The following is a 23,885-nucleotide window of genomic DNA, read 5'->3' as shown; positions in this document are numbered from 1 at the left end:
CTAGTACTTTATTTGACATCACGATGATGCGATTAAATGATTAGCAGTGAAAAAAACTAAGCGTTATTGGCTAATGACAGTATACTATTAAGTAACTTTCCGGCCAATTTTTAAAAAGAGCATACAATATAGGTCAAAAGTTGGGGGTTATATACAAAATACAGCCGCCCCTTCCCAACACCAACATTTCACCTTAAGGGTATTCACTCATAACTCATCATTAACAATGAATTTATTTGCATCTTTGAAAGAGGCGTTGACTGAGGGATTGATAAGTCAAATTGCGCAACAACACAATGTAAACTCAACTAAAATCCAAAAGGCTTTTGATATATTACAGGCAGCCATAGTAGGGGGGCTTATCAAAAGAGTAACGACGGAGTCTGGAATGAACTATGTTTTTAATCAGGTCAAAAAAATAGAGTTCCGTCCAGAAGAGTTGAGCAAAATTGTTACTAATCAAGCACAACTTGAGGCGCTCAAAAATGTGGGTGAAAAAGACTTAAACACTGTTTTGCCTGGTCTTAAAAGCTCCATCACGGGGCTTGTTGCCAAATATGCCGGTATCCAAAACTCCCTAGCATCTTCCATTTGTGGCATGGCTGTGGGTATGGTTATGACTGTTCTTAAAAAGATAGTAACCGAAAAACAATTGGATGCCGAATCTTTAGCTGCTTTTCTAGGAGAGCAACGCGAACCTCTCTTATCAATCGTACCCGACATCAACGATAAGCTCATTGAGACTGTGGGTATCCAATATCTCCTCCAAAACTTTACTGTACCGCGTAATGAGCAGTCGGGGAGTGTTTCAAAAGGTGGCGACACTGCGACCCCTTCTCAACCTTTCTTGGTAGGTGTAGATGTAGACCAATCAAGCAACAATGGCTCTTATCTCAAGTGGGTAGGCGTGGGTGTATTGGTAATTGGCGTAATTGCAGCAGCGATATATTTTTGGAACCAACGGCAAGCTACTCCATCAGAAGAAGACATAGAAGCTGATACCCTGAGTGAAGCGCGGACCATTCAGGAGCCGCTTCAAGATACGCTCAAAAAAGATACTGCAACTGCCCTCCCCGCAGCACCTGCTACCACTCCTACAGCTTCTAATCCTATGGCTACTTATTTAGCCGACAATGTGGCTCCCCAAGGAAAAGCTTTTAAATTTGAAAATATAGATTTTGAAAACAATACTGCCCAACTAAAACCTACGGCTACAGCATCCGTAGCGGTTTTAGCAGACTTACTTAAAAAGTATCCCAATGCTCAAATCAAATTGGTAGGATACGCCAACGACGCTCAACTACCACTTACCAACAAAACCCTTTCTGTAAAACGAGTATTAGCTCTAAAAGATCAATTCGTCAAAGCCGGTATTAGCTATATTCGAGTAGATGCCGAAGGACGCGGAACAGGCATTAATCCAAAGGATACCACCGGGCGCAAGCAAGTAGCAATGCGCGAAGTGTGGGTTAAGTTTGTCAAAAAATAAGCCTTTTTTCTTTCACCTTTTGTGCCAAACCTGACAGTATCCTAAAAACTGTCAGGTTTATTTTTTGTCATTCTGTCAGCATTAGTGTAGTGGAACAAAAATTGAAGGGTTCATTCTAAAAAATTGCTAAATCATTCAATTGCATATGGAAGCAACCGTACAGGCCGAAAAAGGGCAATTGTCGATTCATACCGACAATATTTTTCCAATCATTAAAAAATTCCTCTATTCAGACCACGAAATCTTCTTGCGTGAGCTGGTTTCAAACTCGGTCGATGCCACCCAAAAATTGAAAAAATTAGCCAACTTTGGCGAGTTTAGTGGCGAATTAGGCGAGTTGAAAGTGACCGTCAAGGTGGATGAAGCCGCCAAAACCATTACTATCAGTGACCGAGGCATCGGAATGACCGCCGATGAAATCAAAAAGTACATCAATCAGATTGCTTTTTCAGGAGCTGCCGAATTTGTAGAAAAATACAAAGAAAAAGAAGACACCCGTGGCAACATCATCGGCAACTTTGGATTAGGATTTTACTCCGCATTTATGGTTGCCAAAGAGGTCGAAATCATCACTAAATCCTATCAGGAAGGTGCCGAAGCGGTACGTTGGGTATGTGATGGTAGCACCGAATTTAGCATTGAAGCAGCCGACAAAACCGACCGTGGAACCGACATCATTTTGCACATTGCCGAAGATTCAGAAGAGTTTTTGAGCAAACATCGTATTACTGAAATCCTTGAGAAATACGGAAAGTTTTTGCCAGTAGAAATTGAGTTTGACGAAAAAATCATCAATAACCCCAATCCTATCTGGACAAAACAGCCATCCGAACTCAAAGACGAAGATTATCTCGCCTTCTATAAAGAACTTCACCCTTTTAGCGAAGATCCTCTTTTCTGGATTCATCTTAACGTTGATTATCCTTTCAATTTGACTGGGGTTTTGTATTTTCCTAAACTCAAAAACGACTTCTCTGTCAAAAAGGAAAAAATTCAACTCTATAGCCGTCAAGTCTTTATCACTGATGAAGTAAAAGACGTAGTACCTGATTTCTTAACACTCCTACACGGGGTCATCGACTCGCCAGATATTCCTCTCAATGTATCGCGCAGCTATTTGCAAGCCGATGGCAACGTCAAAAAAATCAGTGGGTATATCACCCGTAAAGTAGCTGACAAACTCATCGAAATCTTCCGCAACGACCGTGAAGGCTTTGAGAAGAAATTTGACGACATCGGTATTTTTGTAAAATATGGCATTATTTCAGATGAGAAATTTGGCGAAAAAGCCAAAGAAATATGTCTTGTCAAAAATATTTCAGGTAAGCACTTTACTTTTGAAGAGTATACATCTCACGTCAAAGAAACTCAAACCGACAAAGACGGAAAAGTAGTGTGGCTCTATGCAAGTGATATTCAAAAGCAAGATGCTTATATCCAGTCTGCCCAAAAACGTGGATACGATGTATTAGTACTTGACAGTGTCATTGACCCACACTTCATCAACGGCATCGAATACAAAATCGAAAATACCAGTATCAAGCGCGTCGACGCTGATACCCTCGATAAACTCATCGAGAAAGAAGTAAAACTAGAAAGCGTATTGTCGAAAGACGATGAAGAAAAAACCAAGAAACTATTTGAGGAAACGCTAGGCGGCGCCCCCAAACTTACGATTACGGTGGAAGCAATGCCTACTGACGAACTTCCAGTAGTAATCACCATTCCGGAGTTTATTCGTCGTATGAATGATATGGCCGCAACTTCAGGTCAGAAATCTATGTTTGGCGATATGCCACAAATGCTCAACCTAGCAGTCAATGCCAATCACCCAGTGACGCAACGAATATTAAACGCTAGTGAAGACGAACAAAAGCAGCTTATTCGTCATGCATACAACTTGGCCTTGTTGGCACAAGGAATGCTCTCTGGAAGTGAGCTGACGGCATTTGTTCAGCAAGCCGCCTCTCGATTATAGTATTAAAATTTAAGTTCCAAAAGCCTCTCTCGACCTGTCGAGAGAGGCTTTTTTGTTAGTTATCAAAACGCTTAATTCTCTTTTTTTGACGCCTAAGTCAGTCCTTTCTACGCTTCCCTTTCTTTATTTTTTATAGCCAATCTTTATTGTTCACATTTGTATCATCATTAAAGATAATACTTAACAGCCCTCTTCTTATCACTCTCATACAGCTATGATTCATTTTCGTAAACTGGTAAGTTTTGTAGTATTGCTAGCCCTTACTGCTTGCAATACAAGCTATCGAGCCGTTAGGATGACCAAAACAGAACTTTATTTTGGCCTTTCTAAACCTGACGGTAGCGTAATTTCACCCCAAGCTTGGCAAGCTTTTGCAGACACTGTCATTGCCACTACTTTTATAGAAGGCTCTACGATCATTGATGGGCAAGGACAATGGCTTGGGAAAAATAGTCAACTCATATCTGAGCCTTCCAAAATATTAATTATCCTTTCCAAACTTACCCCTAAACGCTCTACGCAGATTGAAATCGTTAGAGAAAAGTACAAAAAATACTACGAGCAAGAAGCAGTGATGCGCATTGACGAAACCATGAAAGTAGCCTTTTAATCTTATGAAAAATCTTTTTTTAAATATCCCTTTTTATACTTTTTTTTATTTCAGCAGCATGGCACAAACAAAAGTGACGGGCGAATATCGCCTCGTAGGAATTCACGACATGGCCGCAGGCTTTAGATTTAGCCCCCAAGGCACTTTCGATTTTTTTTACATCTATGGTGCCGTAGACCGTTTTGCCAAAGGTACGTATAGCGTAGAAGGAAACACGATCAAGCTCAAAAGCGAGAAGGAAGCAGGTCAAGATTTTATTGTTAAAAAACAAGCAAAAAAAGGTGAAGGATATACCATCAAGGTGCTCGACGCTAATCCAATGCTCTCCCAATATGTAAGGTGCATTATTTTTAATGGGCAAGAAAAAAGTGTCGAATTTATGAATACAAAGGGAGAACTTCATATCCCTATTACCAAAGCCGACAAGATTTACTTACAACATGAGCTATATCCTGATATTGCTTGTGAAATCAAAAGTGAAGTAAATTCTAACAATTATTTTGAAGTAGCGCTTCGGCCTTCTCTTCAACAAATCAGTTTCAAAGGTATTGATTTCACCTTCAATCACGATACACTCACGTGTTTGCCCAATTATTTTATGCCTTTTGAAAAAATCAAATTTGTAAAAAATTAAGTGTTTTCATCTCCAACTGTCTTCTGTCATGAGCTTAAACTACATTCTTTGGGGAGGCGTTGCTGTAGCCTTGGTATGGGCAGGAGGCATCTACTATAGGCTTATTAAGCTCCGTGCTTCGATAGATGATAGTTGGGATGATATATCTAGTATTTTAAAACTTAGGGTTGAACTTACTACTCGCTTGATAACCCTTTTTAAAAAGTATGTTGGTACCCACCATGAAGCATTAGAGCAAATTTTTTTATTACGCAACGAAGGTATTTATGCTTCTCCGCTTGATACAGAAGCTCAAGCCTTTAGCAGTGGCGCCCTAGCCAAAGGTTTAGAAGAAGTATTTGAATTGGCCCATACTTATCCTGATTTGAAAAAAACTCCGGAATTTCTTGAAATTCAAAATGCCCTACAAAAATTAGAACTCAAACTTCAAGGACTGACGCAACAGTATAATGAGTTAGTGGTTAAGTACAATCAAAAATGTACTCTTTTCCCGAGCTCCCTTATTGCTCAAATACTGCGTTTTTCACAAAAAACACTTTTCTACCATAGCTTTTCTTAGAAGAAGCTGTACTCAACTATCAAAAAAAACAAACTTAACAATGTCAAACATCAAGACTAAAATAGACGAATTTGAGGTACACGATCTCGAAGACAATGGCGTCTTACGTATTTATGTCGAGCACAATACAGAAATGGGAAATAGAGGCGTACCAGGAATTCAAGTTTGGTACACGATTGCAGGAGGGACTTCTATCGTAAATTATGAACCATTACATGTAGAACGGTGGGCTTACCAAGCACAAAAAAATCAAACGAATACTTACCTCCTTTCGGATTATTCTTGGCTGACTTACGAAGATACTTACATCAAAAATTACTTAATCATCGATGAAAAGCCCAAAGCGCGGGTAGAAGTAAAAGTGCGTAGCAAAAATGCCCCAGTGATTCGGGAATATGAGCTTCCTTTCTCTCTTGAGAATTAAGATTTTGGATAACTTTACTCAATATCATAAAAAAAGGGCGGCCAAATGGTCGCCCTACTTTATTGGGATAAACTATCTTAGAATTAGTATTCCCACAATCCATGCTCCAATTCCATCAACTCATTTTCGAGTTGAATAGACTTCCAAAGTGCATCTTTTTCGCTTCCATAGATACTGATAAGGTCACGATCCATAGGATTTGAAGATTTTACGATACGCCCTTGCATCAAACGAAGATCAAACGCATCGGCTAGGTTTTTGTGTTGAGCAGTATTGTACTCATTAAACCATATAAACTTCTTCGGATCACTTCTAAATAGCTTATCAAGATCTTTGTATCTAAAAGTGGCAATCGGCGTTTCCAAGCCCGTAGGATGCTGATCTGCAGGAATGTAGAGCGTTACGGTTTGAATATCATAGTACAAACGTGAACGCTTGCGGTCAAAAATCCAATCTTCTTTGAGTTCAATCACCGATATCTGATCAGGGAAATATTGATTTTCTTCCAACTTAGCAGCGGCAGCGGCGGCAGCAGCAGCGGCTTCTTCAGCCATCTTTTTCTTGATAGCTGTTGAATCAACTTGTGGCTCTACTTTCGCGATTTGCTGCCCTTTTTTACCCTTGGTATTTTTTCCCTTGGTAGTAGTTGTTTTTTTCTTTGGCGCAGGTCCCCAGCCGTCGTCTACGGGTTGGGTTTCCTTTTTAGGCGCTCCTCCCCAGCCATCGTCTTGAGTGGTAGGAGTAGTGGTTTTGGGAGTAGTCCCCCAGCCTCCGTCCTGTGCGCTTGTATTTTCTTTACCAAATCCAGCTTTCAACTCCTCCTCTGTCATAGTTTGACCTTGGTTCGGAATCTGAAGTTTTTGGTTAAAATCATTCAAGTTCATCTTTTTCTGCATATCAGCGTCTGCATATGCATCCAGCAAGCCCGCTTTGACAGCATCCATGATGTACCTAGTCACTTCATTTCCCTTCGAAAACATCGGCTGATTGACTTTTTCTTTCAAATCCAAACGCCGCCACAGGGTACGCTTCATCATCACATCAGCGTCGTTGATTTCGCGTACCGACAACGGATTGACACCTTTGGTGTCTTTTTCTTGGGCCTCTACGCTTACGCCTAACGCCACCAAGACCGCACTTCCCAATAAGCTACTCAGTCTTCTCATTGTTATTGAATTTTATTACTTAAATGTGAATTTTAGATAAAACGTAAAAATCACTAGAAATTCAGAATGATTTGCTCCAATGTATTATTAACGTCAGAACGTTTACAAATTGCGTACCAATCCCTAAGAATTTGGTAAATTCTGCTAGTTAAGTGGGACTGTTCTTGAATCTGGCCCCATACCTGCATCCACTACATCTCCTTTAAAGTTACGGCGTTGAACTCCTGATACTTCAATCACTAGGCGATCCCCTGCTGATGCTTGTTGAGCTAAGCCTGAAATCGAACCATTAGGTCCCGAAATCACCACTGGATTTCCAACCCGACGGTTACCACGTGCCAAACTTACCGTTACTTGACCTACTCTAAAATTAGCATCTTCGGGAGAATAGTTCACCAAGCTTTCGTCTGCAACAGCCTTTACCATCACACTGCGAGCCATATTAGCAGGTACACCACGTTTATCATCAACCAGAGCGCCATTTATATAATACTCAAGACGAGGGCGTGGTACGCGGTTTACGCGGAATTTTTCTACTCCTAGCAAATTACCTTGGTTGGTGATATTAAGAGCCACTTCACGGCTATTTGGTACGATAATCACACTTCCTTTCTTATTACCAGTCATGGTAGAAGCTCCTTCTGCGGTAAATACAGGGTTCCAAAGCGCTCCCAACGCAGGGCTTTGTACACTTAGCACGTTTTTACAACCTAAATACAAAGGTGGCAAAGTACCCGCTTCTATTTGATAAGTAGGCTTAGCTACTTTGTATTCATAGCGCATCGTCACTGTGGTATCACGGCCGCTAGGCGTAGCAAAAGAGATAGTTCCGCTCAAAGATTTAGCTGCGAGTCCTTCTTTGTCATAGGCCCCACCTTGTGCCGTAAATTCGATAACTCCTTTTCCGTCTTGTACTCGTAAGGGCGCTCCGTTTAAGCTCATACGAGGGGTAAGTGAGGTAGAAGAAGCAGCAATAAACATTTCACCTTTGAATTTGGTACCTGCTACTACTACATTAGATTCGGCACTAATCATGGCCAAAATCTTATCAAACTTAATATCCTTAGCACCCACTTTAGCCGCCAAAGCATCTAATACTTCGGCTTCTAGGCGACGAATTTCCGACTGACGTTGGCTTAGTACAGCCAAGGCGGCAGGTACAGGAGTTTGTTCGAAATTAACGGCGGCAAAGTCCTTGTTTCTTTGGTCTTTGTCGCGTTTAGCCAAAGGATCGTCTTTCCCGTCCAAAGCCAAAGGTGCAAAACTAGTACCAGCTAGCTTATTCATCTGATCTACAAACCCATTGAGTTTGTTTTTCAGTTCATAAGCTTTACCATTTCTGGTCGGTCCAATCATATAGATAGCAACCTTATCTTCTTCGTTAGGGTTTTTAACTTTGCCGGTTTCGGGGTCGATACCTCCACCAGCTTCGTTGGTAATGTGGGTTTTGATGGCGTCGATTTCAGCAATCATGCCACCAGTCAGTTTACGTACTTCTTCGGCTTGTTTTACAATTGCCACTTCAAAAGCACGATTTCCTGACTTTTCAACTTTGTCACGGATGTTATCAAGTGTCCTCTGATTGATTTTATTAGCGGCATTTGAAGACATTTCCATGCTATTGTTCAATAACTGAAATTTTTCTAACAATGCCGAACTCACTTGCAAGGCTAACATTGCTGTTAGTACCAGATACATCATCCCAATCATCTTCTGACGGGGTGTCTCTTTTCCTCCTGCCATTTTATTTATTTACAGTTCTTAGCGTTTAAGTTTTATTTTCTGGTGTAAGCACAGGCAACGTACTTTACAAATCGATATTAGCCACGCATAGCCGTGAGCATATTGCCATAGATATTGTTCAAAGATGTAATGTTGGTTGTCAACTTCGACATCTCTGCTTTAAACTGTTGTGATTCTTTTGTTGCATCAGCCATGTTTTCCATTGCAGTAGTAAGGTTGCCGTAGAAAGCATTCATAGCCTTAAGGTGCTTGGTTGTATCCTGCAATTCTAATTCATATACAGCATTCAAAGCACCCATATTTTTTGTAATGTTTTGGAATTGCTCACGATATTGTTGAGCGTCTTTGGTAGCATCTGCCATCGACGACATTGCATTGATTGCTACACCATAAGACTTATTCATTTCATTGATTGCTCCTGAGGCACCCTTTACATTTTTAGCATATTCGTTAGTTGCTACAGTGGCATCGGTCAAATCGCTAATTTTTGAAACTGTCTCAGTAAGACTTTTAAAACCTTTACCTAGGTTATTGAAAACTTCAGGAGTGATGTTGGCTTCTGCCATCAATTTATCCATATTAGCCGTAAGGCCTGTTCCTTTTCTTTCTTCTTTGCGAGCAACTGGTGCAGGAGCCGCATCGTCTAACAATTCAGGGTATACTTTTTCCCAAGCGTATTCGTCTGAAGCAGGGTAGAGAAAACTTTGTATTGCATATAAAACAAAAATAAATGCTTCGGTCAAAAGACCAACTGTCAATATTTCGCCCCCACCCTCTACGTGGGTAATTTTTGCCCAAGCACCGATAATAACGACGGCTGCTCCGAGTGCGTAAGCAGTAGGAACTATTTTACTCCAGAAAACACCTTGCTTTTGTGCTGCCATGATTGAATCAAAAAAAATTAGTTAATAGAATCAGTTATAATTAATTAGGGTCGTACAAAAAGGAGGGTGCTGCCGCTTGGTGGGCAGCACCCTAAAAATTATTTGAATACTTTAAGATTTATCTTTTTTTGCCACGAGTAGTTGCAGTCCGACCCGCCAAGTTTTCAACTACGCAGCGGAAACCTATGTAGGAGCGAGTATTATTTTCATACTCCCAGCTGCGGGTACCTGTTTCAAGGAAGTAGGCTACGTCTTTCCAAGACCCTCCACGCACGATTTTACGAGGCTCATCAGGGTTGTCATTCATAGGGTTCATATCCCAGTTTACAACAGTGGCATTGTCTGCGAAAGCATCAAGAGTCCATTCGGCCACATTACCCGCCATATTGTAAAGACCATAATCGTTAGCATTGTAGGCATTGGCAGGAGCGGTATAAGGGTATCCGTCTGCGTCATAGTTTCCTCTTTGAGGTTTGAAGTTGGCCAAGAAGCAACCTTTTCCATTGGCTACGTAAGGATTACCCCAAGGGTATTTGGCCGAGGCCCGACCACCTCTAGCAGCCCATTCCCATTCGGCTTCGGTTGGAAGGCGGAATTTAGGAGAACGGAATTTACCTTCTTTGGCACGATGATCATTGTAGAGATTAGAACGCCATTCAGAGAAATAACGAGCAGCTTTCCAGCTTACTCCCACCACTGGATACGTATCAAATGCTGGATGAGAGTAATAATACTCTAGCATAGGGTCGCCGTTGTGATAGGTAAAATCTTTTTTCCATACAGTAGTATCTGGATGATACTTCGCCATAATTTCTTCTTCACCTAATACCGACAATGAATCTGTCATCAAGGCATTTACAAACTGGCGATACTCGTTGTTAGTAACCTCCGTATCGTCCATATAAAACGAAGTGATGGTCACTCGGCGGTTGAAGTTAACTTGAGTGGCGGCCACATCCTCATCGGCTTGCCCCATCATAAAAGAGCCCGATGGGATAAGGACCATGCCATAAGGGGTATCTTGCTTATAGTCTTTTCGACCAGCAGCAATCACCTCCCCATTACGAACCCCTACCTCTTGTTTGGCTCCTTTTTTTCCACCTTTACCTCCCTTACTGTTTTTGCCAAATTTGTCTTTGACAAACCCGCAACTTTGTAGCATCATCGCTACCATCACAATCCACGTTCCTTTGGTGGCATAGCCGAAAAATACCCTTTTGCTCATGGTTATTCCCGTTAAATTCAAAATTTCAGTATAGAAAACGAAGTTCTATGTGTTTATTGTGTGCTAATTTTAAAATTTATCTTTTTTCCTATCCGGAGACAATTCTTATTCCTCAAAGTTTGGAAAAACTGTTCAAAAGTACTAAAAAAACTGTCATATTTTTATCAAACGGCGCATTGTAATTGATTAACAAAAATTTTGCCAAAAATTCTTTGTACAAAAAAAACTTTTGAATGGCTTAAAATTTCAGCAAATCAATAACGGAATCTTGGTGTTCGCACAGGCGTACGCTTACCTTTGGTCAAGGCTGGCAAAGCATAAGATAGCATCACTTCATAAGAAGCAGGTGCTTTTATATCTTTGGTACGCCCTATCAAATCAACGGCAGCTCCTATCCGCAATGACCTATCACTGAGCAAGTTGATTCCTGCGATGATATTGTAAGAATCTTGGAGCCGATACGTAACTCCTCCAAAAACCCATTCATCCCAAGTTGCCATTACACCTCCTTCTACCGACAATGTATTGCTACTAAAAGCTACTGGCGATTTCACAAAGGCGATAGGCTGAATCTCAAGCCCATAGAGTGGCTCCCACCGGTATCCTGCCATTATATAGGCACTAGGTGCTAAGGTGCTATTGGAAGCGTCTCCACCCAAACTAAATTTTGGTTGATTGATATGACTCACACTCGCACTCACAAAAAAAGTAGTGGCATCATAATGTACTCCTAACGAAATATCTGGCTGGGTCTGACCAATACGCCCTACCGGAATGAGTGGATCTCCAGGCTCTCTCGGGATAAGTTTACTAAAGTCTATATAGCGATTTTGGAATCCAACACGTGCTCCTATAGCTAGTAAATTGTCGTTGATATTGACACGGTAGGCATATGAAAGTTGTACTTCTTGACTCCCCGTAGCTCCGATTCGGTCATTGACATAATGAATTCCTACGGCACTTTTCATGAAATTAAGTGGCACACTACCCGAAAAAATCAATGTATTGGGTGCCCCTCCATCTCCTGAAGTAGTCTGATAGCCTTGCCACTGCATCCTATTCAAAAGTTGAAACCGAGTAGTACCATCTGCCCCTGCTGTAGCTGGATTCCAGTACAATTGGTTAAACATAAACATTGTAAACTGAGCATCTTGCTGGGCATGGAGATTAGGGATTTGGCTCAAATAACCAATAATAAGAAAAAGGAGAAGTCGAGGGTATTTCATATGTATCAATTGCTATTTTCAATACAAACGACAATAAGCGAAAAAAATTTGATAATAAAAAAGGGTTGAAATCTCAACCCTTATCTAAACGCATAAAATGATTTAAATGTTGCAAAATAGCCAAAGCATGATTACTATTTCCTTCTGTAAGAAGCTGCGCTATTTAGCTAGTTTTACTAAGAAATCATCTAGTTGTCTGAGACGACTAGAGATTATTTGCTTTTTTGATATAAATCTCCAAAGCACCTGTCATAGACGGAGCATTTGGCATAGGAGCTTCAATATCCAAAATAAGCCCTGCGTCCGTTACGGCTTTGGCCGTAGTAGGGCCAAAAGCGGCAATACGCGTTTTGTTTTGTTCAAAACCAGGGAAATTATGAAACAAAGATGTAATGCCTGAAGGGCTAAAAAAGCAAATGATGTCGTAAAAGACTTCTGTTAAATCAGACAAATCAGACGATACTGTTTCATACATTACGGCTTCTGTAAGATGTAAATCATAGTTTCCCATAAATTCGGGGATATCATTACGTCTCTTGTCAGAACATGGAAACAAAAACTTTTCGTTTTTGTGCTTTTTGATCAAATCTAACAAATCTGCAGCTGTTTTTTGGCCAGCAAAAATCTTACGTTTTCTAATTTGAATGTATTTTTGGAGATAATTGGCGGTTTGCTCAGTTACACAAAAATACTTCATCTCAGCTGGCATTTCGAGCTTCGCTTCTTTACAGATACGAAAGAAATGATCTACGGCATTACGACTTGTAAAAATAATCGCCGTATGTTCCATAATGTTGATCCGCTGCTTACGAAAATCTTTGTAAGCAATCCCCTGGATTTCGATAAAAGGGCGGAAGTCAATTTTGAGATTGTATCTACTTGCCAACTCAAAATAAGGGGACTTTTCGTCTGTGGGGCGAGCTTGGCTCACCAAAATGCTCGCTACTTTATTCAATCGGTCTTGTTGCATCAAAATCGTTTCGCTCATATCTGAAATTTGAGGGGAAAGCCACCAACTACCTAAAGGGCATACCTAACCCCGATGATGAGGGGGATAAATTCGACGATGCAAAGGTACGAAATTATATATAAATTTTTCACTGTTATGCTGCTCGTAATTGTAAAGAAGATTAAAATTGTTCTTAAAACATAGAAAATCACCCCTGGTATAATAAGCATTGTACGCAGAAGAGTAGACCACTCTAACACATAAAAAGAAGTCACTGAGACCACCAATAAAATAATCCCATAAAACCAAAGTGACGACTGTACTACCTTGAAATAATGGAGATTAGCTATACCTTCTATCCGATACAAGGTACCTAGAATATACAACCCTAGGTATTTTAAAATCAGCATTACAAAACACAATATGGCTATTTTGAAAAAAGTAAACCAATGATCTAGCTGTGATTGGCCACCTACTAAAAGCTCTTTAGAAGAAAATAAATTATATTGTTTGTCTTGTGCAAAAAGATACAAATAAGCCACTTCTAAGCTCAATAATACCAAAAACAATATATTGACACGGCTAAAAGGCTTGTTGATTAAAAATGACTCATCTCTGACATCCACTTGCAGCAAGTCTCCAATGCTGTACATCTTTTCAAAAGCCCTTGGATACCCATTAAACAGAAAAGCCATAAAGCCCAATAAGAGTAGCATTGCCAATATAAAAAAGTTGGACATTTCGGCTTCTTCTCTTGGCTTAAGATTCAAAAATGATTCTTCTTCGATAGTAATCAACTTTTCGATAGCGGCTTTTTGATGTCCAATAAACACCGTTTTTCCAAACTGTCCAGGAGTACCATAGATGGTAATCATCAACTGTGGAATCTTATAAATCTTGTATAAGCTGTCGATTTTCATCACTCTCCACTGACCCGCTTTTAGATTATCTTGCAAGGCTCCGTTGAAAAACAAGTAGTTGTCGTTTTCGACGTAGATAAGAAGGTTATAATGAAGGTTACTTTCTAAATCTATGATAGTATTGACCGACAACTGGGTATTGTGCTGCTCCGCTACATAGGGTACAAATTCTTTTTCTCTTTGGTCATACACAATCCAATCTTGCGACAAATCTTTTACCAAAAAGTATTGTTTGTTTGGCCCAACCTCAGCCCAAAGAGGTGCTGCATAGCACAACAACCAGAGTAATGCAGCGTATTTAAAACTACGAAGAGTTTTGTTCTTTGTCATGCCGAGAAATCCTTTTTCAATCTTCTATATAAAAGCACAGGCAGCTTGGAAACCCAAACTGCCTGCAAATTTAGAAAAGATAATATTCATTTTGCTTAGGCTTTGCCTAATGCTTTCAACATTGTTTCGCCAATCAAAGCAGGAGATTCTACTACGTGAATGCCACACTCACGCATGATACGCATCTTAGCAGCAGCGGTATCATCGGCTCCGCCAATGATAGCCCCAGCATGTCCCATACGACGACCTTTAGGAGCAGTCTGCCCTGCGATGAATCCTACTACCGGCTTGGTACCATTTTCTTTTACCCAACGAGCGGCATCAGCTTCCATGCTTCCACCGATTTCGCCAATCATCACAATTGCTTCGGTTTCGGGGTCATTCATGAGAAGTTCTACGGCTTCTTTGGTAGTAGTACCAATGATAGGGTCACCTCCAATTCCGATAGCAGTAGTTTGTCCAAGACCTACTTTCGATAATTGGTCTACAGCTTCGTATGTCAAAGTTCCTGATTTAGATACGATTCCGATAGTTCCTTTTTTGAAAATAAAACCTGGCATAATACCTACTTTACATTCGTCAGCAGTCATTACACCTGGGCAGTTAGGGCCTATTAAGCGGCAATCTTTGGTACTAATGTACTCTTTTGCCAACATCATATCTTTGGTAGGAATACCTTCTGTAATACACACAATCACCTTGATACCGGCATCAGCAGCTTCCATGATAGCATCAGCGGCAAAGGCTGGTGGCACAAAAATAATAGAGACATCTGCACCAGTCTCGTTTACGGCATCTGCTACAGTATTGAATACAGGACGGTCTAAGTGACTTTGTCCGCCTTTGCCTGGAGTTACACCTCCTACAACATTGGTACCGTACTCAATCATCTGTTGGGCATGAAAAGTACCTTCAGAGCCTGTAAAGCCCTGTACAATTATCTTTGAGTTTTTATTGACTAATACGCTCATTGGTGGTTAGTATAAATTGCGTGGTTCAAGATGATTAACTTTATTTTATTCAAGACAGGAGCCCAAAATTTTCCAGTAAAAGTAGGTCTAAATGAAGAAAGTACAAAAGCTACAGTCCAAGAAAAATTAAAAAATAACAAAAAACTGTCTCACTTGCCCTCAAAAACGGTGAAATACTGATACCTTGCTAAAGCATTTTTGGGTCATTAATTACCTTCTAGCGATGCGTCTTATGAGTCTAAATTCCCAAATAGGCCTTATCTCTTGAAATCCTAACTCTTAACCTATTTTTTAACTGATGGTTCAACTTTCCAATGCTATTTCTGACGCTGTTGTCTCTATCATCTGCATCGTTGTTTTTTTTAAGTTCTTCGCCTATCAGCCTTTTTATAACCGCCTTCTCTGGGGAATATTTCTGGTTACGATTGCTTTGGCTGCGGCTGCGGGCGTATTTCGCTACTTAGGTTTTCAAGAACTTACTCCTACTCATCGTTCTCTTTCGGTACTTGCAGGTAGTGTGGGGCTTAGTGCTGTCGTAGTAGCCATATGGGGGCTTGTCATGCGCCAGACTATTACACGCCCTGCTTTTATTTTAACAATTGGAGTAGGTCTTTCTCTCTTTGTATTTCTTCTTTATCCTAGTTTTCAGGTATTTGATTCAGTAGTCCAAGCTTTTACGATGCTACTTGTCATGCTCATTGCGGTTTTTGGTTTACTGCGAAAATACCAAAAGGCCATTTGGATTGTGATAGGTGTCATGATTTTAGGAATAGCTACCAAAGTAGTTCAAAATCATTTGCCTTTCAATGCTACCGACACCTATCATTATGCGTTAGCAGCTATGATATGGTGTTTTGGCAAAGCTACTTAAGCTAAGATTCCACCGCAAAAGATTCCATTCTTTGTAGGAAATCTGCATCAACATCTGCTCCGTGTCCATGCGCGTCGGGCAGTATTACTTCATAATGATTTTGATAATAAACTCCTCCTAAAATCGGATTTTGGGCGTGTTCGAAGGGAGAATCTAGGTCATAAAAAACCACATTCTGCAAAGCAGAAGCAAAGTGAGCATTGGCCGAAATCCCCAAGCGGGATTCTGACATGCAGCCAATCATGCATTTGATTCCCGCTGCTTCAGCGATAGCATTGATTTTGACGGCATTGCGGAGTCCGCCACTTTTGGAGAGTTTGATATTGAAATAATCTACCGCTTCGTCAGTAACAAGTTTAATAGCATCTTGAGGCGAAAACAATGATTCATCGGCGCAGATTGGTACGCGTGCTTGGTGACGTAATCGAGCCAAATGCTTATAGTCCCAGTGTTTGACGGGCTGTTCGCAATATTCTACATTCCAATCGGCAATGGTATTCAGTACAGTCAGTGCACTTACATAGTCCCACCCCTGATTGGCATCTGTTCGGATGGGTATCTCATGCCCAATCGCCTCCCTAATCGCCGCAATACGCCGAATATCATCTTTGGCATTTGTTCCCAATTTTACTTTGATTGCTTCAGCTCCTCGTTCTTTGATTTTGACGGCGTCGGCGGCCATTGCTTCTGGTGTGGCAATGTAGATAGTTTCGTCCGTAACAATGCTTCGTTTGCTCCCGCCCAAAAATTGATACAAGGGCATTTGGGCATATTTGGCAGCTAAGTCATAAAGTGCCATATCAAAAGCACTTTTAGCAGTAGGGTTGCCCGCCAAATATCTGTCCAAAGAGAGAATACATCCTTCTAAATCTAAAGGGTTTTTGCCAATTAATAACTTTGCAAAATCATACGAAACAGCATACGCAGAGGCTTGGGTTTCGCCGACTATCATCCAAAAAGGTGCCCCCTCTCCTACGCCATACACCCCATCAGAGGTATGAATTTTGACCAAAATATTACGAGCTTCTTCGATAGTCCCGATAGCAATCGTGACAGGAGCTTGCAAGGGAATATTAAATTTATAGACTTCGATGCGTGTGATAGTAGGCATGTTGATGAATGTAATTTTTGTGGTTAATATTTGTTGGTTAATCCCAGCATTCCATAATCAATAAATCGCCTGTTTGGGCCCTAATTTTGACAAAACCATCCACTGCGGCCTCGTTGCTATTACCACTACGATAGCCCAATTTCAAAAAATCATCTTCAAGATTGTACTTGAGACCTTCGGTGGTAATACCCTCCACCAATCCAACCGGTATGAGCGAAATAGGGGTGCCGCTTTCGTACCATTTCTCAAAAGCATCGACCAAAGGAAAAATCTTAGAATAATCGTCCAACATCACTATTTTGATTTGGGATTTGTAGCGTACAATATTGGTCATATTGGTAAGGCTATGGTCGGCTCTACGCCCCGTGGCCCACACAATGTTGACCGCAGGAAAACCTCTTTCAATCAAAAACTCTATCCCCTTTTCCAAATCAGTTTTGTCTTGATCGGGTGCGTCGATGATTTCTAAAGGGTATTGACTTGCTTGTAATTCTTCAACATCTATATCTCTATCAAAATCCCCCAACAACACATCTACTTTGATACCTAACTCCAGCACGCGATGAATAGCGTGATCAAGCACCACTACAAACGGCGACCATTCTAGTAGCTGCCCTAAAAGCTCAAAACTACAGCCTTCTCCATTGGCAATGAGCAGAGCAGGTTCTTGTTTTTCGCGGACAATATGATGAGATGACATTTTGTTAATAGCTTTTAGGTAGCGCATGAACAAGCGATAGCACAAAGAAAACGACAAAATACCATTTGGTTTGTTCAAATACTGCTTTTTGTGATGAAACCCATCCCAATCCTGCCACCACCGTCAACAACGAAAACGGCACTAATCTCCTGAAATACAAGCTCTCAATAGATACATCTGTAAGATAAATAGCAATTGTAAAAAACAAATAGGCAAAGGCTATTTCTAGTATTATTTTGTCAGAAAAATGCTCCTTATATTTTTGAATAAAAAACAACTTGTAAAGCGCAGCCCCTATGATGGCAAGTTGAAGGAAAGCAACACCATAAATCACCCATTTGAGCGGCGTGTGTGAGGCAAGAGTTTTCAAATCCCAATCTCTCAAAGCAAAAAACAAAACCTCTTCACCTAAGCCTCGAAGCCCTCTAACAATCCGAGAGAAAAAAGCTTCTTCTGGCCAAAAACCATGCCCTCCCGTAAAAGTGTCTGTGTGATAAAAATTGTAACTGAGATAAATCCCAATAAACAATGAATAACAAAGAATAACGCGCCATTTTTTGTACCAAATCAATGGAATAAACAAAAAGACGGCAGCATAGCGCACCAAAAAAGCTCCTATCAGCCAAACCATCCACTCTAACTCGTGCGCGGATGTTTGGATTTGATTTTTTTTTTCAAACGAAAATGCAAATCCCAACACAAAAAAGATAAACAATGCCTCCGACCAAGTGTTGGTGTATAATTGTACAAAAGAAGAACTCATCAATCCTAGCCCCACAAACCAGCTTCTCTCCGAAAACCTTCGGTATATCAACCAAAAACAACCTCCAACTGCACCTAGATTCACGCATTTTGAAGCTATTTCGAGCGGTAAAGTTGTAAGCCGAGATACGGCCGCAATACACGCCGAATACCCTACGGGCCATATAGCACAGAAAGTCTCTTTACCCTCAAAATCAACCACATAGCCTTTCCCTTGCAGCAGATTGTGGGCCGCTTGCAGATAGTATTGCGAATCGGGCGTTATGAAATAAGAAGCATTTGCTCTTAATTTGAGCCAAACCACACCTACAATTACTAAAAATTGTAAAACCAAAAGTGAAGGCGTGAGAGGTCGGGGATATTGCATCATAGGCCCATGATTAGGCTCCAAAGATACGGCAAACTTCCCAATTTGGTCACTTAGTACTATCCTTGCATGGCCTGTTCTACTTTTTCACGGGCTTTGGGCAATTGCCACCACGGCAAATACGGATAAGCATGGTGCTCCAAATGATACCCAAAGAAGTAACAACTCAAAAACGCCTTTAGGTGATTGAGTGATTGGCTGCGGGCATTGAGAGGGGGATTGTGATGCTCTCCTCTATGGGGCAAATAAGTCCCAAAATAAAACAATTGAAAGGTACTCAACACGGCGGGAATCATCCAAAAAACAACAAGGTTTTCCCACGGAAACCAGAGTTTGAGGATATTGTAAGTAATCGCCATCAACACAATCTGCCCAATCGAGATGTACTCTTTGGCAAAAGCTATAAACCACAGAAAAAAATGGGGATGCCCGTCGTGGTAATCGGGGTCGTCGGGTGTAGCAGCGTGCTTATGATGCAAATGGTGCTTCGATGAAAGTGTTTTAAAATTGTTGAAAGCAAACAATGAAGCGCTTATAAAACCAATCCAATAATTGAGGGACTTATAACGAGGCGACACTACGCCATGAATAGCATCATGCGCTGTGATAAACACCCCCGTATAAAGATGCATTTGAACTAGCACAAACAAATATACAAGGGGGTCATTGAAATGAAGAGGATAGTGGAGTAAAAACCATAAACTCCCTCCCCAACAACCCAACACAATAAAGGCAATCCAGAGGCCTCGGTTGCCAATATCGCTAGGTTTGATGACAGGAATCGAATGCATTTCAAAGGGATTTGAGTAAGAAAACAGCCCAAAGCTGTTTGCCTTTGTTTTAACACAAATCCCTACCCATTTGTTTCTCCATCTACGCTGTTTAGTTCTTCGGGGTCAAAGTCCTGCACTTCCAATACTTCGTCCGTTTCTTCAGTAAGGCTTTTAGTCGAAAGGCCGGGTTTTCCAAAAAGCGGATGCCTAATCCCCATCACTCGGTAAAGAGGTGTGATTCCATTCTTAGCCAAAATCTTAAAGCTACTTCCTTGCTCTCTTACTAGATGTAGCCCAAGCGAGGCGTCGGTTAGTTTCAAATGAGAGGTTCCTACATTGGCTTCTGCCTTTAAATCAATCTGATTGCTAGGGCTGTTGGAGATAATAATAGTGGCCGATTCGGCTTCGATAAGCTGCACTACGATCAGCCAATCTTTGGGCCATTCTTTTTTTCGGTATTTTTCAATGATAGCTTTTTCGATTTCGGCCATGTTGATGATTTGGTGAGTGAGGGTTTTATCGGCCTGAAACACCACTGCCTCATTATTCTTGAAATCAATCGTAACACCCGCATCTGCCTCTGTAAGTGCACTGCCCGCTAGAGGCGCTTGTCCAGCCAATTTGAAATTGATTGATACCGAATCATAGGAAGTATAGTCCCAAAACCCTTCGGTCTCATCTTCAACTACTTCGGGGATGATACCCTCTTTTTCGAGATTGGTAAAAATCGTAAAAACACCTCTTTCTAATTTACCAATCGCACCCACAAACAGCGGTCGATTAGGCTCCCAAGTAGCACGATAGCCCGTCTGCTTGGCTATGTGTTTAAGATAAAATTGATGAATATTCATAACGAAATCTGTTAAATCTTTTGGAATAGAAAGGTAACATTTTATTCCATAAATAACAACACCAGAATTCCGTAGCAACGTTGCACTGCAACGTTGTTGTTCTACATCATTGTCAATTACAAAAAGATGTTGCAATGCAACGGTGTCAATCTATAACATCATCACAAAGAGACGTTGCAGTAGAGACGTTGCAGTGCAACGTTGTAAATGTAACGTTGCAGCAATAAGACGTTGCAGTAGAGACGTTGCAGTGCAACGTCTCTACGCGGGACATTTTTCAATATCTCATCAAAAATTGGTAACTTGTTGGTTCATTAAAAACAAAATTGAACAGCCTTTTACAAATGAAGAATTCCATATAGATGATGCCCAGTATTATTATCATAGGTCATGCCAATATACCTTCCAATCCCTTGCCTCAAGTGGATAAAGAAATAGATTCTATTCAAAATGCCCTTACCAAAGCCCGCCAAAAAGGCTATGCCAATTGGCGTGAACTTTCCGACTTTTCGTTCAAAAAACTAGCCACTGAATTTAACGACGCCTATATTTCATCCCAAATCAGGATGTTACATTACATTGGGCACTCAAACAAAGAAGCCCTCATCGGCCAACAAAATGGCGTACCTACTTTACTCGAAAAAGAAGATTTGGTAGCCTACCTCAAAAATCAAAAAAACCTTAAATTCATTTTCTTAAACAGCTGTTATTCAGCCGAAATCGCCAAAGAACTTAGCAACGCAGGCGTGCCTATTGTGGTAGGTACTACCGACAAAGTCAGTGACAATGATGCTTCATTGATTGCCGCTAAGTTTTATGAAACCCTCGGCGGACAAGCAGGCAAAACCCTACTCGCAGCCTTCGAAGACACCAGTATTTTTTTTAAAACCACTCCAGATTCACTTTCTAAGAAGTATCATTTTCGAGGGCTAAAATCTCCTCCTAACGCTCAAAGCCAAGAGTTTGCGTGGGAGATATATTATGAAAATGCCACTGAAGATATTCAAAATTGGTGTCTGTTACCTCCCAAAAAGTATATTTTGAGCGAAGCAAAAGATGATAACCGTAAAAAGGTTTTTTGTCTGTATGGCAAATTAAAACGTGAATTCTATGACCTTCTTGCTCTCAATAGCAATCATCCCAAATTTCCAATACTCATCAATAGTCTCTGGGAAATCGACGAACAAACTAATCCTTCTCATGAAGACCTAATCAAAGAATGGAATGCAGCCAGCGTGATTGTTCATTTTCTTAATGAAGATTATGCGATTGATTTAGGTGTGTTCTACCAAAGTGCAATAGGGTTGTTAGAGAAAAAAAATCATATATTTATCAACGTTGATGCCTCGCACGGAGCTGCTTTTGGTTTTCTGGCTACCCAAGGGATTGGCCCGCATTTGGTTATTCCCAGTGCTCAAAACTATTCGGCTTTTTTTACCAACGAAAATACAATCGACGGTATCATCAAAAAGGCTCATCTACAGACACGTCTCGAAAAATTTGAAAAAATTTTACTTCCTGATTTAACCAATTTCTTCTCAGTTTCGGAAGACTTACTGAGTCGCGATTTAGAAGATTTGGATTTTGAAAACGAAAAACAACGGTATTCTGCCAACCTGCCCAAATTATATTTTACGCTCATTGAAGGCAGTCCCAACTGCGCCCAAACCTTGCTGGTAAAAAAAATCAAGAAACGAATGGGCATTGGAACCAACGTCAAAGTTGAGGTTCTCAAAATAGCTGATAATCCCATGATTAGCGACGCTTTTTCGTTTGGGTATGCTCTCATCCAATTGCTCCGTACCACCCCTAAGTCCGATATGATAAAAACCTGCGTTAATGCCATTTTAGATAAAAAAGAACCTTTCGTATTGGTTTTTGAGAATGTAAATTTTTCCACCCTCGAATTATATCAACAAACGATTCTCAAAGAATTTTGGAATGAACTTGTCAAAACGTATGAAGAACGCACTCAGAACGCAAATTATAGCATTCAGTTTCCGCTTATGATTTTTGCCTTAAATTACGAACCTTACTCTCTGCCTATACCTAGTGCCATAGATTTACCTTCGGTTCAGATTGAAAAAATATCGCCCGTCAGTCCACTCTCCGAAAATGAGTACAATGATTGGTATTTTAGCAAAGAAAAAACCTACCATCGTTTTCAGGAACTCATCACCAACAAAAACAAGATTGTAGGCAATCAGCGCAAAACGGCAATGATTGAAATTTGCAAATCTTTAAATTCGGATTACAATATCATCGTGTCCAAAGCCCTCGAACTCTCATGATACTCTCCAATAACAAACTCACCTACCAAGGTGAAAAGCTCAACGAAACCATCAAACTACGCTATAAACTGCCAAGTAATGATGAAATAGAAGAGAAAATCGCCGAAAAAAGCCAAAAAGACGACAAAATCGAGGAAGTAATTCCGGCGTATTTTCCAAGTAAGGAGCTAGTGGCCGCCGTCGAATACGCCCGCTTGCTAGGACGCCCTCTACTTCTGATGGGAGAGCCAGGGTCGGGCAAAACGCGCTTGGCGCAGGCTTTGGCCTACGAAATGTACGGACGGCAGTATCGGCGGTATTATTTTGAGTGGTTTATCAAATCTACCACCAAAGTCACCGAAGGGCTTTATCAATTTGACCACTTGGCCCGCCTTCGCGAGGCCAATATTCCAAGAGGAGAAGACTTGATAGAAAATGAAGACCTCAAAAAATACCGCAGATTTGGCGCATTGGGCAAGGCTTTTTTGTACTCTACGCCCCAAGCTCCCGCCGTTTTGCTCATCGACGAAATCGACAAAGCCGACCTCGATTTTCCCAACGATTTGTTGCTTGAGCTAGACCAAAAACGCTTTTTTATTCCCGAAACCAACGAAGAAATCAAAGCCAAACAATCGCCCATTATCATCATCACAAGCAACGACGAAAAAGACCTTCCTAGCGCTTTTTTGCGCCGTTGCGTGTTTCATTACATCGATTTTCCGAGTCCCGATGATTTGTTTAAGATTGTCGCCGCTAAGGCCAAAGCGCAAGAAAAACTTTTTGAAATAGCTCTTCCTGAGTCACTTATCGAAAGTATCATTGCACAATTTGGGGAACTACGCAAAAAAATGTCGAGCATCCAAACGACCGACAAACTTCCCTCTACAAGTGAACTATTGGATTGGCTTCGCGTAATTCACTATTATTATTTCACCGACAAATCTCGCCTTCAACTTAATGATAAAGAAGAACTTACGAGCATTCTTTTTCCGGAAGTACTTTTCAAAACTTTAGACGATTATAAATCCAACCGTTAGTTGAAGGCTATCTATAGTTAGGGCTACAGGAAAGG

Annotated in this window: 22 protein-coding genes; 9 read left to right on the top strand and 13 right to left on the bottom strand. The window is 40.8% G+C overall.

Annotated features, from left to right (window positions below; all coding sequences use genetic code 11):
- Window positions 1-226: 226 nt before the first annotated feature.
- The 6 genes from P1X15_RS05930 to P1X15_RS05905 all read left to right on the top strand — a co-directional run bounded on the left by P1X15_RS05930 (window position 227) and on the right by P1X15_RS05905 (window position 5,694).
- The gene (locus P1X15_RS05930) at window positions 227-1,489 is read left to right on the top strand and encodes a DUF937 domain-containing protein (RefSeq protein ID WP_277337227.1); all 1,263 of its coding nucleotides are present in this window, start codon (window positions 227-229) and stop codon (window positions 1,487-1,489) included.
- Window positions 1,490-1,634: 145 nt separating this feature from the next.
- The gene (htpG, locus tag P1X15_RS05925) at window positions 1,635-3,467 is read left to right on the top strand and encodes a molecular chaperone HtpG (protein ID WP_277337226.1); all 1,833 of its coding nucleotides are present in this window, start codon (window positions 1,635-1,637) and stop codon (window positions 3,465-3,467) included.
- Between the two features lie 214 nt (window positions 3,468-3,681).
- A complete protein-coding gene (locus P1X15_RS05920; protein WP_277337225.1) occupies window positions 3,682-4,077 on the top strand; it encodes a DUF3574 domain-containing protein in 396 nt (131 codons plus the stop codon).
- A 4-nt stretch (window positions 4,078-4,081) separates the two neighbouring features.
- Entirely contained in the window at window positions 4,082-4,711 is a 630-nt protein-coding gene (locus P1X15_RS05915; RefSeq protein WP_277337224.1) for a hypothetical protein, read from the top strand.
- A gap of 28 nt (window positions 4,712-4,739) precedes the next feature.
- Entirely contained in the window at window positions 4,740-5,270 is a 531-nt protein-coding gene (locus P1X15_RS05910; RefSeq protein ID WP_277337223.1) for a LemA family protein, read from the top strand.
- Between the two features lie 40 nt (window positions 5,271-5,310).
- Window positions 5,311-5,694, top strand: coding sequence for a hypothetical protein (locus P1X15_RS05905; RefSeq protein ID WP_277337222.1), 384 nt, complete (start codon window positions 5,311-5,313; stop codon window positions 5,692-5,694).
- Window positions 5,695-5,777: 83 nt separating this feature from the next.
- Here P1X15_RS05905 and gldN read toward each other — a convergent pair whose 3' ends face one another.
- From gldN to sucD, 8 genes are all read right to left on the bottom strand, one after another.
- The gene (gene gldN / locus P1X15_RS05900; protein ID WP_277337221.1) at window positions 5,778-6,860 is read right to left on the bottom strand and encodes a gliding motility protein GldN; all 1,083 of its coding nucleotides are present in this window, start codon (window positions 6,858-6,860) and stop codon (window positions 5,778-5,780) included.
- 144 nt (window positions 6,861-7,004) lie between these two features.
- Window positions 7,005-8,603 (bottom strand): gliding motility protein GldM, encoded by a 1,599-nt coding sequence (gene gldM / locus P1X15_RS05895; protein WP_277337220.1) that lies wholly within the window; start codon window positions 8,601-8,603, stop codon window positions 7,005-7,007.
- Window positions 8,604-8,680: 77 nt separating this feature from the next.
- A complete protein-coding gene (gldL, locus tag P1X15_RS05890; protein ID WP_277337219.1) occupies window positions 8,681-9,487 on the bottom strand; it encodes a gliding motility protein GldL in 807 nt (268 codons plus the stop codon).
- Window positions 9,488-9,605: 118 nt separating this feature from the next.
- Entirely contained in the window at window positions 9,606-10,712 is a 1,107-nt protein-coding gene (locus P1X15_RS05885; protein WP_028668064.1) for an SUMF1/EgtB/PvdO family nonheme iron enzyme, read from the bottom strand.
- A 254-nt stretch (window positions 10,713-10,966) separates the two neighbouring features.
- Window positions 10,967-11,938 carry a type IX secretion system membrane protein PorP/SprF gene (locus P1X15_RS05880; RefSeq protein ID WP_277337218.1) on the bottom strand — a complete coding sequence of 324 codons (972 nt, stop codon included), beginning with the start codon at window positions 11,936-11,938 and terminating at the stop codon, window positions 10,967-10,969.
- A gap of 205 nt (window positions 11,939-12,143) precedes the next feature.
- Window positions 12,144-12,926: a uroporphyrinogen-III synthase gene (locus P1X15_RS05875; protein ID WP_277337217.1), complete on the bottom strand. Its 783-nt coding sequence runs from the start codon at window positions 12,924-12,926 to the stop codon at window positions 12,144-12,146.
- 32 nt (window positions 12,927-12,958) lie between these two features.
- Window positions 12,959-14,137: a DUF4271 domain-containing protein gene (locus P1X15_RS05870; RefSeq protein ID WP_277337216.1), complete on the bottom strand. Its 1,179-nt coding sequence runs from the start codon at window positions 14,135-14,137 to the stop codon at window positions 12,959-12,961.
- A 95-nt stretch (window positions 14,138-14,232) separates the two neighbouring features.
- Complete coding sequence (sucD, locus tag P1X15_RS05865; protein ID WP_277337214.1) at window positions 14,233-15,108, bottom strand: succinate--CoA ligase subunit alpha; 876 nt, start codon at window positions 15,106-15,108, stop codon at window positions 14,233-14,235.
- A 298-nt stretch (window positions 15,109-15,406) separates the two neighbouring features.
- On the opposite strand from sucD, the gene P1X15_RS05860 reads away from it, so the two are divergent.
- Complete coding sequence (locus tag P1X15_RS05860; protein ID WP_277337213.1) at window positions 15,407-15,979, top strand: DUF6962 family protein; 573 nt, start codon at window positions 15,407-15,409, stop codon at window positions 15,977-15,979.
- 1 nt (window position 15,980) lies between these two features.
- On the opposite strand, the gene P1X15_RS05855 is transcribed toward P1X15_RS05860, so the two are convergent.
- The 5 genes from P1X15_RS05855 to P1X15_RS05835 form a co-directional block, all read right to left on the bottom strand.
- Window positions 15,981-17,090: a mandelate racemase/muconate lactonizing enzyme family protein gene (locus P1X15_RS05855; protein ID WP_277337212.1), complete on the bottom strand. Its 1,110-nt coding sequence runs from the start codon at window positions 17,088-17,090 to the stop codon at window positions 15,981-15,983.
- Between the two features lie 37 nt (window positions 17,091-17,127).
- On the bottom strand, window positions 17,128-17,790 hold the full coding sequence (locus tag P1X15_RS05850) for a thiamine diphosphokinase (RefSeq protein WP_277337211.1): 663 nt from the start codon (window positions 17,788-17,790) through the stop codon (window positions 17,128-17,130).
- Between the two features lie 4 nt (window positions 17,791-17,794).
- Complete coding sequence (locus P1X15_RS05845; protein ID WP_277337210.1) at window positions 17,795-18,922, bottom strand: hypothetical protein; 1,128 nt, start codon at window positions 18,920-18,922, stop codon at window positions 17,795-17,797.
- A 56-nt stretch (window positions 18,923-18,978) separates the two neighbouring features.
- A complete protein-coding gene (locus P1X15_RS05840; RefSeq protein ID WP_277337209.1) occupies window positions 18,979-19,710 on the bottom strand; it encodes a fatty acid desaturase in 732 nt (243 codons plus the stop codon).
- A 62-nt stretch (window positions 19,711-19,772) separates the two neighbouring features.
- Window positions 19,773-20,543: a hypothetical protein gene (locus tag P1X15_RS05835; protein ID WP_277337208.1), complete on the bottom strand. Its 771-nt coding sequence runs from the start codon at window positions 20,541-20,543 to the stop codon at window positions 19,773-19,775.
- A 362-nt stretch (window positions 20,544-20,905) separates the two neighbouring features.
- Between P1X15_RS05835 and P1X15_RS05830 the strand changes: the two genes are divergently transcribed.
- A complete protein-coding gene (locus P1X15_RS05830; RefSeq protein WP_277337207.1) occupies window positions 20,906-22,834 on the top strand; it encodes a CHAT domain-containing protein in 1,929 nt (642 codons plus the stop codon).
- A complete protein-coding gene (locus tag P1X15_RS05825) occupies window positions 22,831-23,850 on the top strand; it encodes a MoxR family ATPase (RefSeq protein WP_277337206.1) in 1,020 nt (339 codons plus the stop codon). Before P1X15_RS05830 ends, P1X15_RS05825 begins: the two co-directional genes overlap by 4 nt.
- Window positions 23,851-23,885: the final 35 nt, after the last annotated feature.

Source organism: Runella sp. MFBS21 (genome assembly GCF_029433105.1).
GTDB lineage: Bacteria > Bacteroidota > Bacteroidia > Cytophagales > Spirosomataceae > Runella.
This window is presented reverse-complemented; position numbering and strand designations above follow the sequence as displayed.

Excerpts from the sequence above, each read along its gene's own strand:
- P1X15_RS05930 (WP_277337227.1), top strand. The coding sequence starts at position 227 with ATGAATTTATTTGCATCTTTGAAAGAGGCGTTGACTGAGGGATTGATA.
- htpG (WP_277337226.1), top strand. The coding sequence starts at position 1,635 with ATGGAAGCAACCGTACAGGCCGAAAAAGGGCAATTGTCGATTCATACC.
- P1X15_RS05920 (WP_277337225.1), top strand. The coding sequence starts at position 3,682 with ATGATTCATTTTCGTAAACTGGTAAGTTTTGTAGTATTGCTAGCCCTT.
- P1X15_RS05915 (WP_277337224.1), top strand. The coding sequence starts at position 4,082 with ATGAAAAATCTTTTTTTAAATATCCCTTTTTATACTTTTTTTTATTTC.
- P1X15_RS05910 (WP_277337223.1), top strand. The coding sequence starts at position 4,740 with ATGAGCTTAAACTACATTCTTTGGGGAGGCGTTGCTGTAGCCTTGGTA.
- P1X15_RS05905 (WP_277337222.1), top strand. The coding sequence starts at position 5,311 with ATGTCAAACATCAAGACTAAAATAGACGAATTTGAGGTACACGATCTC.
- gldN (WP_277337221.1), bottom strand. The coding sequence starts at position 6,860 with ATGAGAAGACTGAGTAGCTTATTGGGAAGTGCGGTCTTGGTGGCGTTA.
- gldM (WP_277337220.1), bottom strand. The coding sequence starts at position 8,603 with ATGGCAGGAGGAAAAGAGACACCCCGTCAGAAGATGATTGGGATGATG.
- gldL (WP_277337219.1), bottom strand. The coding sequence starts at position 9,487 with ATGGCAGCACAAAAGCAAGGTGTTTTCTGGAGTAAAATAGTTCCTACT.
- P1X15_RS05885 (WP_028668064.1), bottom strand. The coding sequence starts at position 10,712 with ATGAGCAAAAGGGTATTTTTCGGCTATGCCACCAAAGGAACGTGGATT.
- P1X15_RS05880 (WP_277337218.1), bottom strand. The coding sequence starts at position 11,938 with ATGAAATACCCTCGACTTCTCCTTTTTCTTATTATTGGTTATTTGAGC.
- P1X15_RS05875 (WP_277337217.1), bottom strand. The coding sequence starts at position 12,926 with ATGAGCGAAACGATTTTGATGCAACAAGACCGATTGAATAAAGTAGCG.
- P1X15_RS05870 (WP_277337216.1), bottom strand. The coding sequence starts at position 14,137 with ATGACAAAGAACAAAACTCTTCGTAGTTTTAAATACGCTGCATTACTC.
- sucD (WP_277337214.1), bottom strand. The coding sequence starts at position 15,108 with ATGAGCGTATTAGTCAATAAAAACTCAAAGATAATTGTACAGGGCTTT.
- P1X15_RS05860 (WP_277337213.1), top strand. The coding sequence starts at position 15,407 with ATGGTTCAACTTTCCAATGCTATTTCTGACGCTGTTGTCTCTATCATC.
- P1X15_RS05855 (WP_277337212.1), bottom strand. The coding sequence starts at position 17,090 with ATGCCTACTATCACACGCATCGAAGTCTATAAATTTAATATTCCCTTG.
- P1X15_RS05850 (WP_277337211.1), bottom strand. The coding sequence starts at position 17,790 with ATGTCATCTCATCATATTGTCCGCGAAAAACAAGAACCTGCTCTGCTC.
- P1X15_RS05845 (WP_277337210.1), bottom strand. The coding sequence starts at position 18,922 with ATGATGCAATATCCCCGACCTCTCACGCCTTCACTTTTGGTTTTACAA.
- P1X15_RS05840 (WP_277337209.1), bottom strand. The coding sequence starts at position 19,710 with ATGCATTCGATTCCTGTCATCAAACCTAGCGATATTGGCAACCGAGGC.
- P1X15_RS05835 (WP_277337208.1), bottom strand. The coding sequence starts at position 20,543 with ATGAATATTCATCAATTTTATCTTAAACACATAGCCAAGCAGACGGGC.
- P1X15_RS05830 (WP_277337207.1), top strand. The coding sequence starts at position 20,906 with ATGATGCCCAGTATTATTATCATAGGTCATGCCAATATACCTTCCAAT.
- P1X15_RS05825 (WP_277337206.1), top strand. The coding sequence starts at position 22,831 with ATGATACTCTCCAATAACAAACTCACCTACCAAGGTGAAAAGCTCAAC.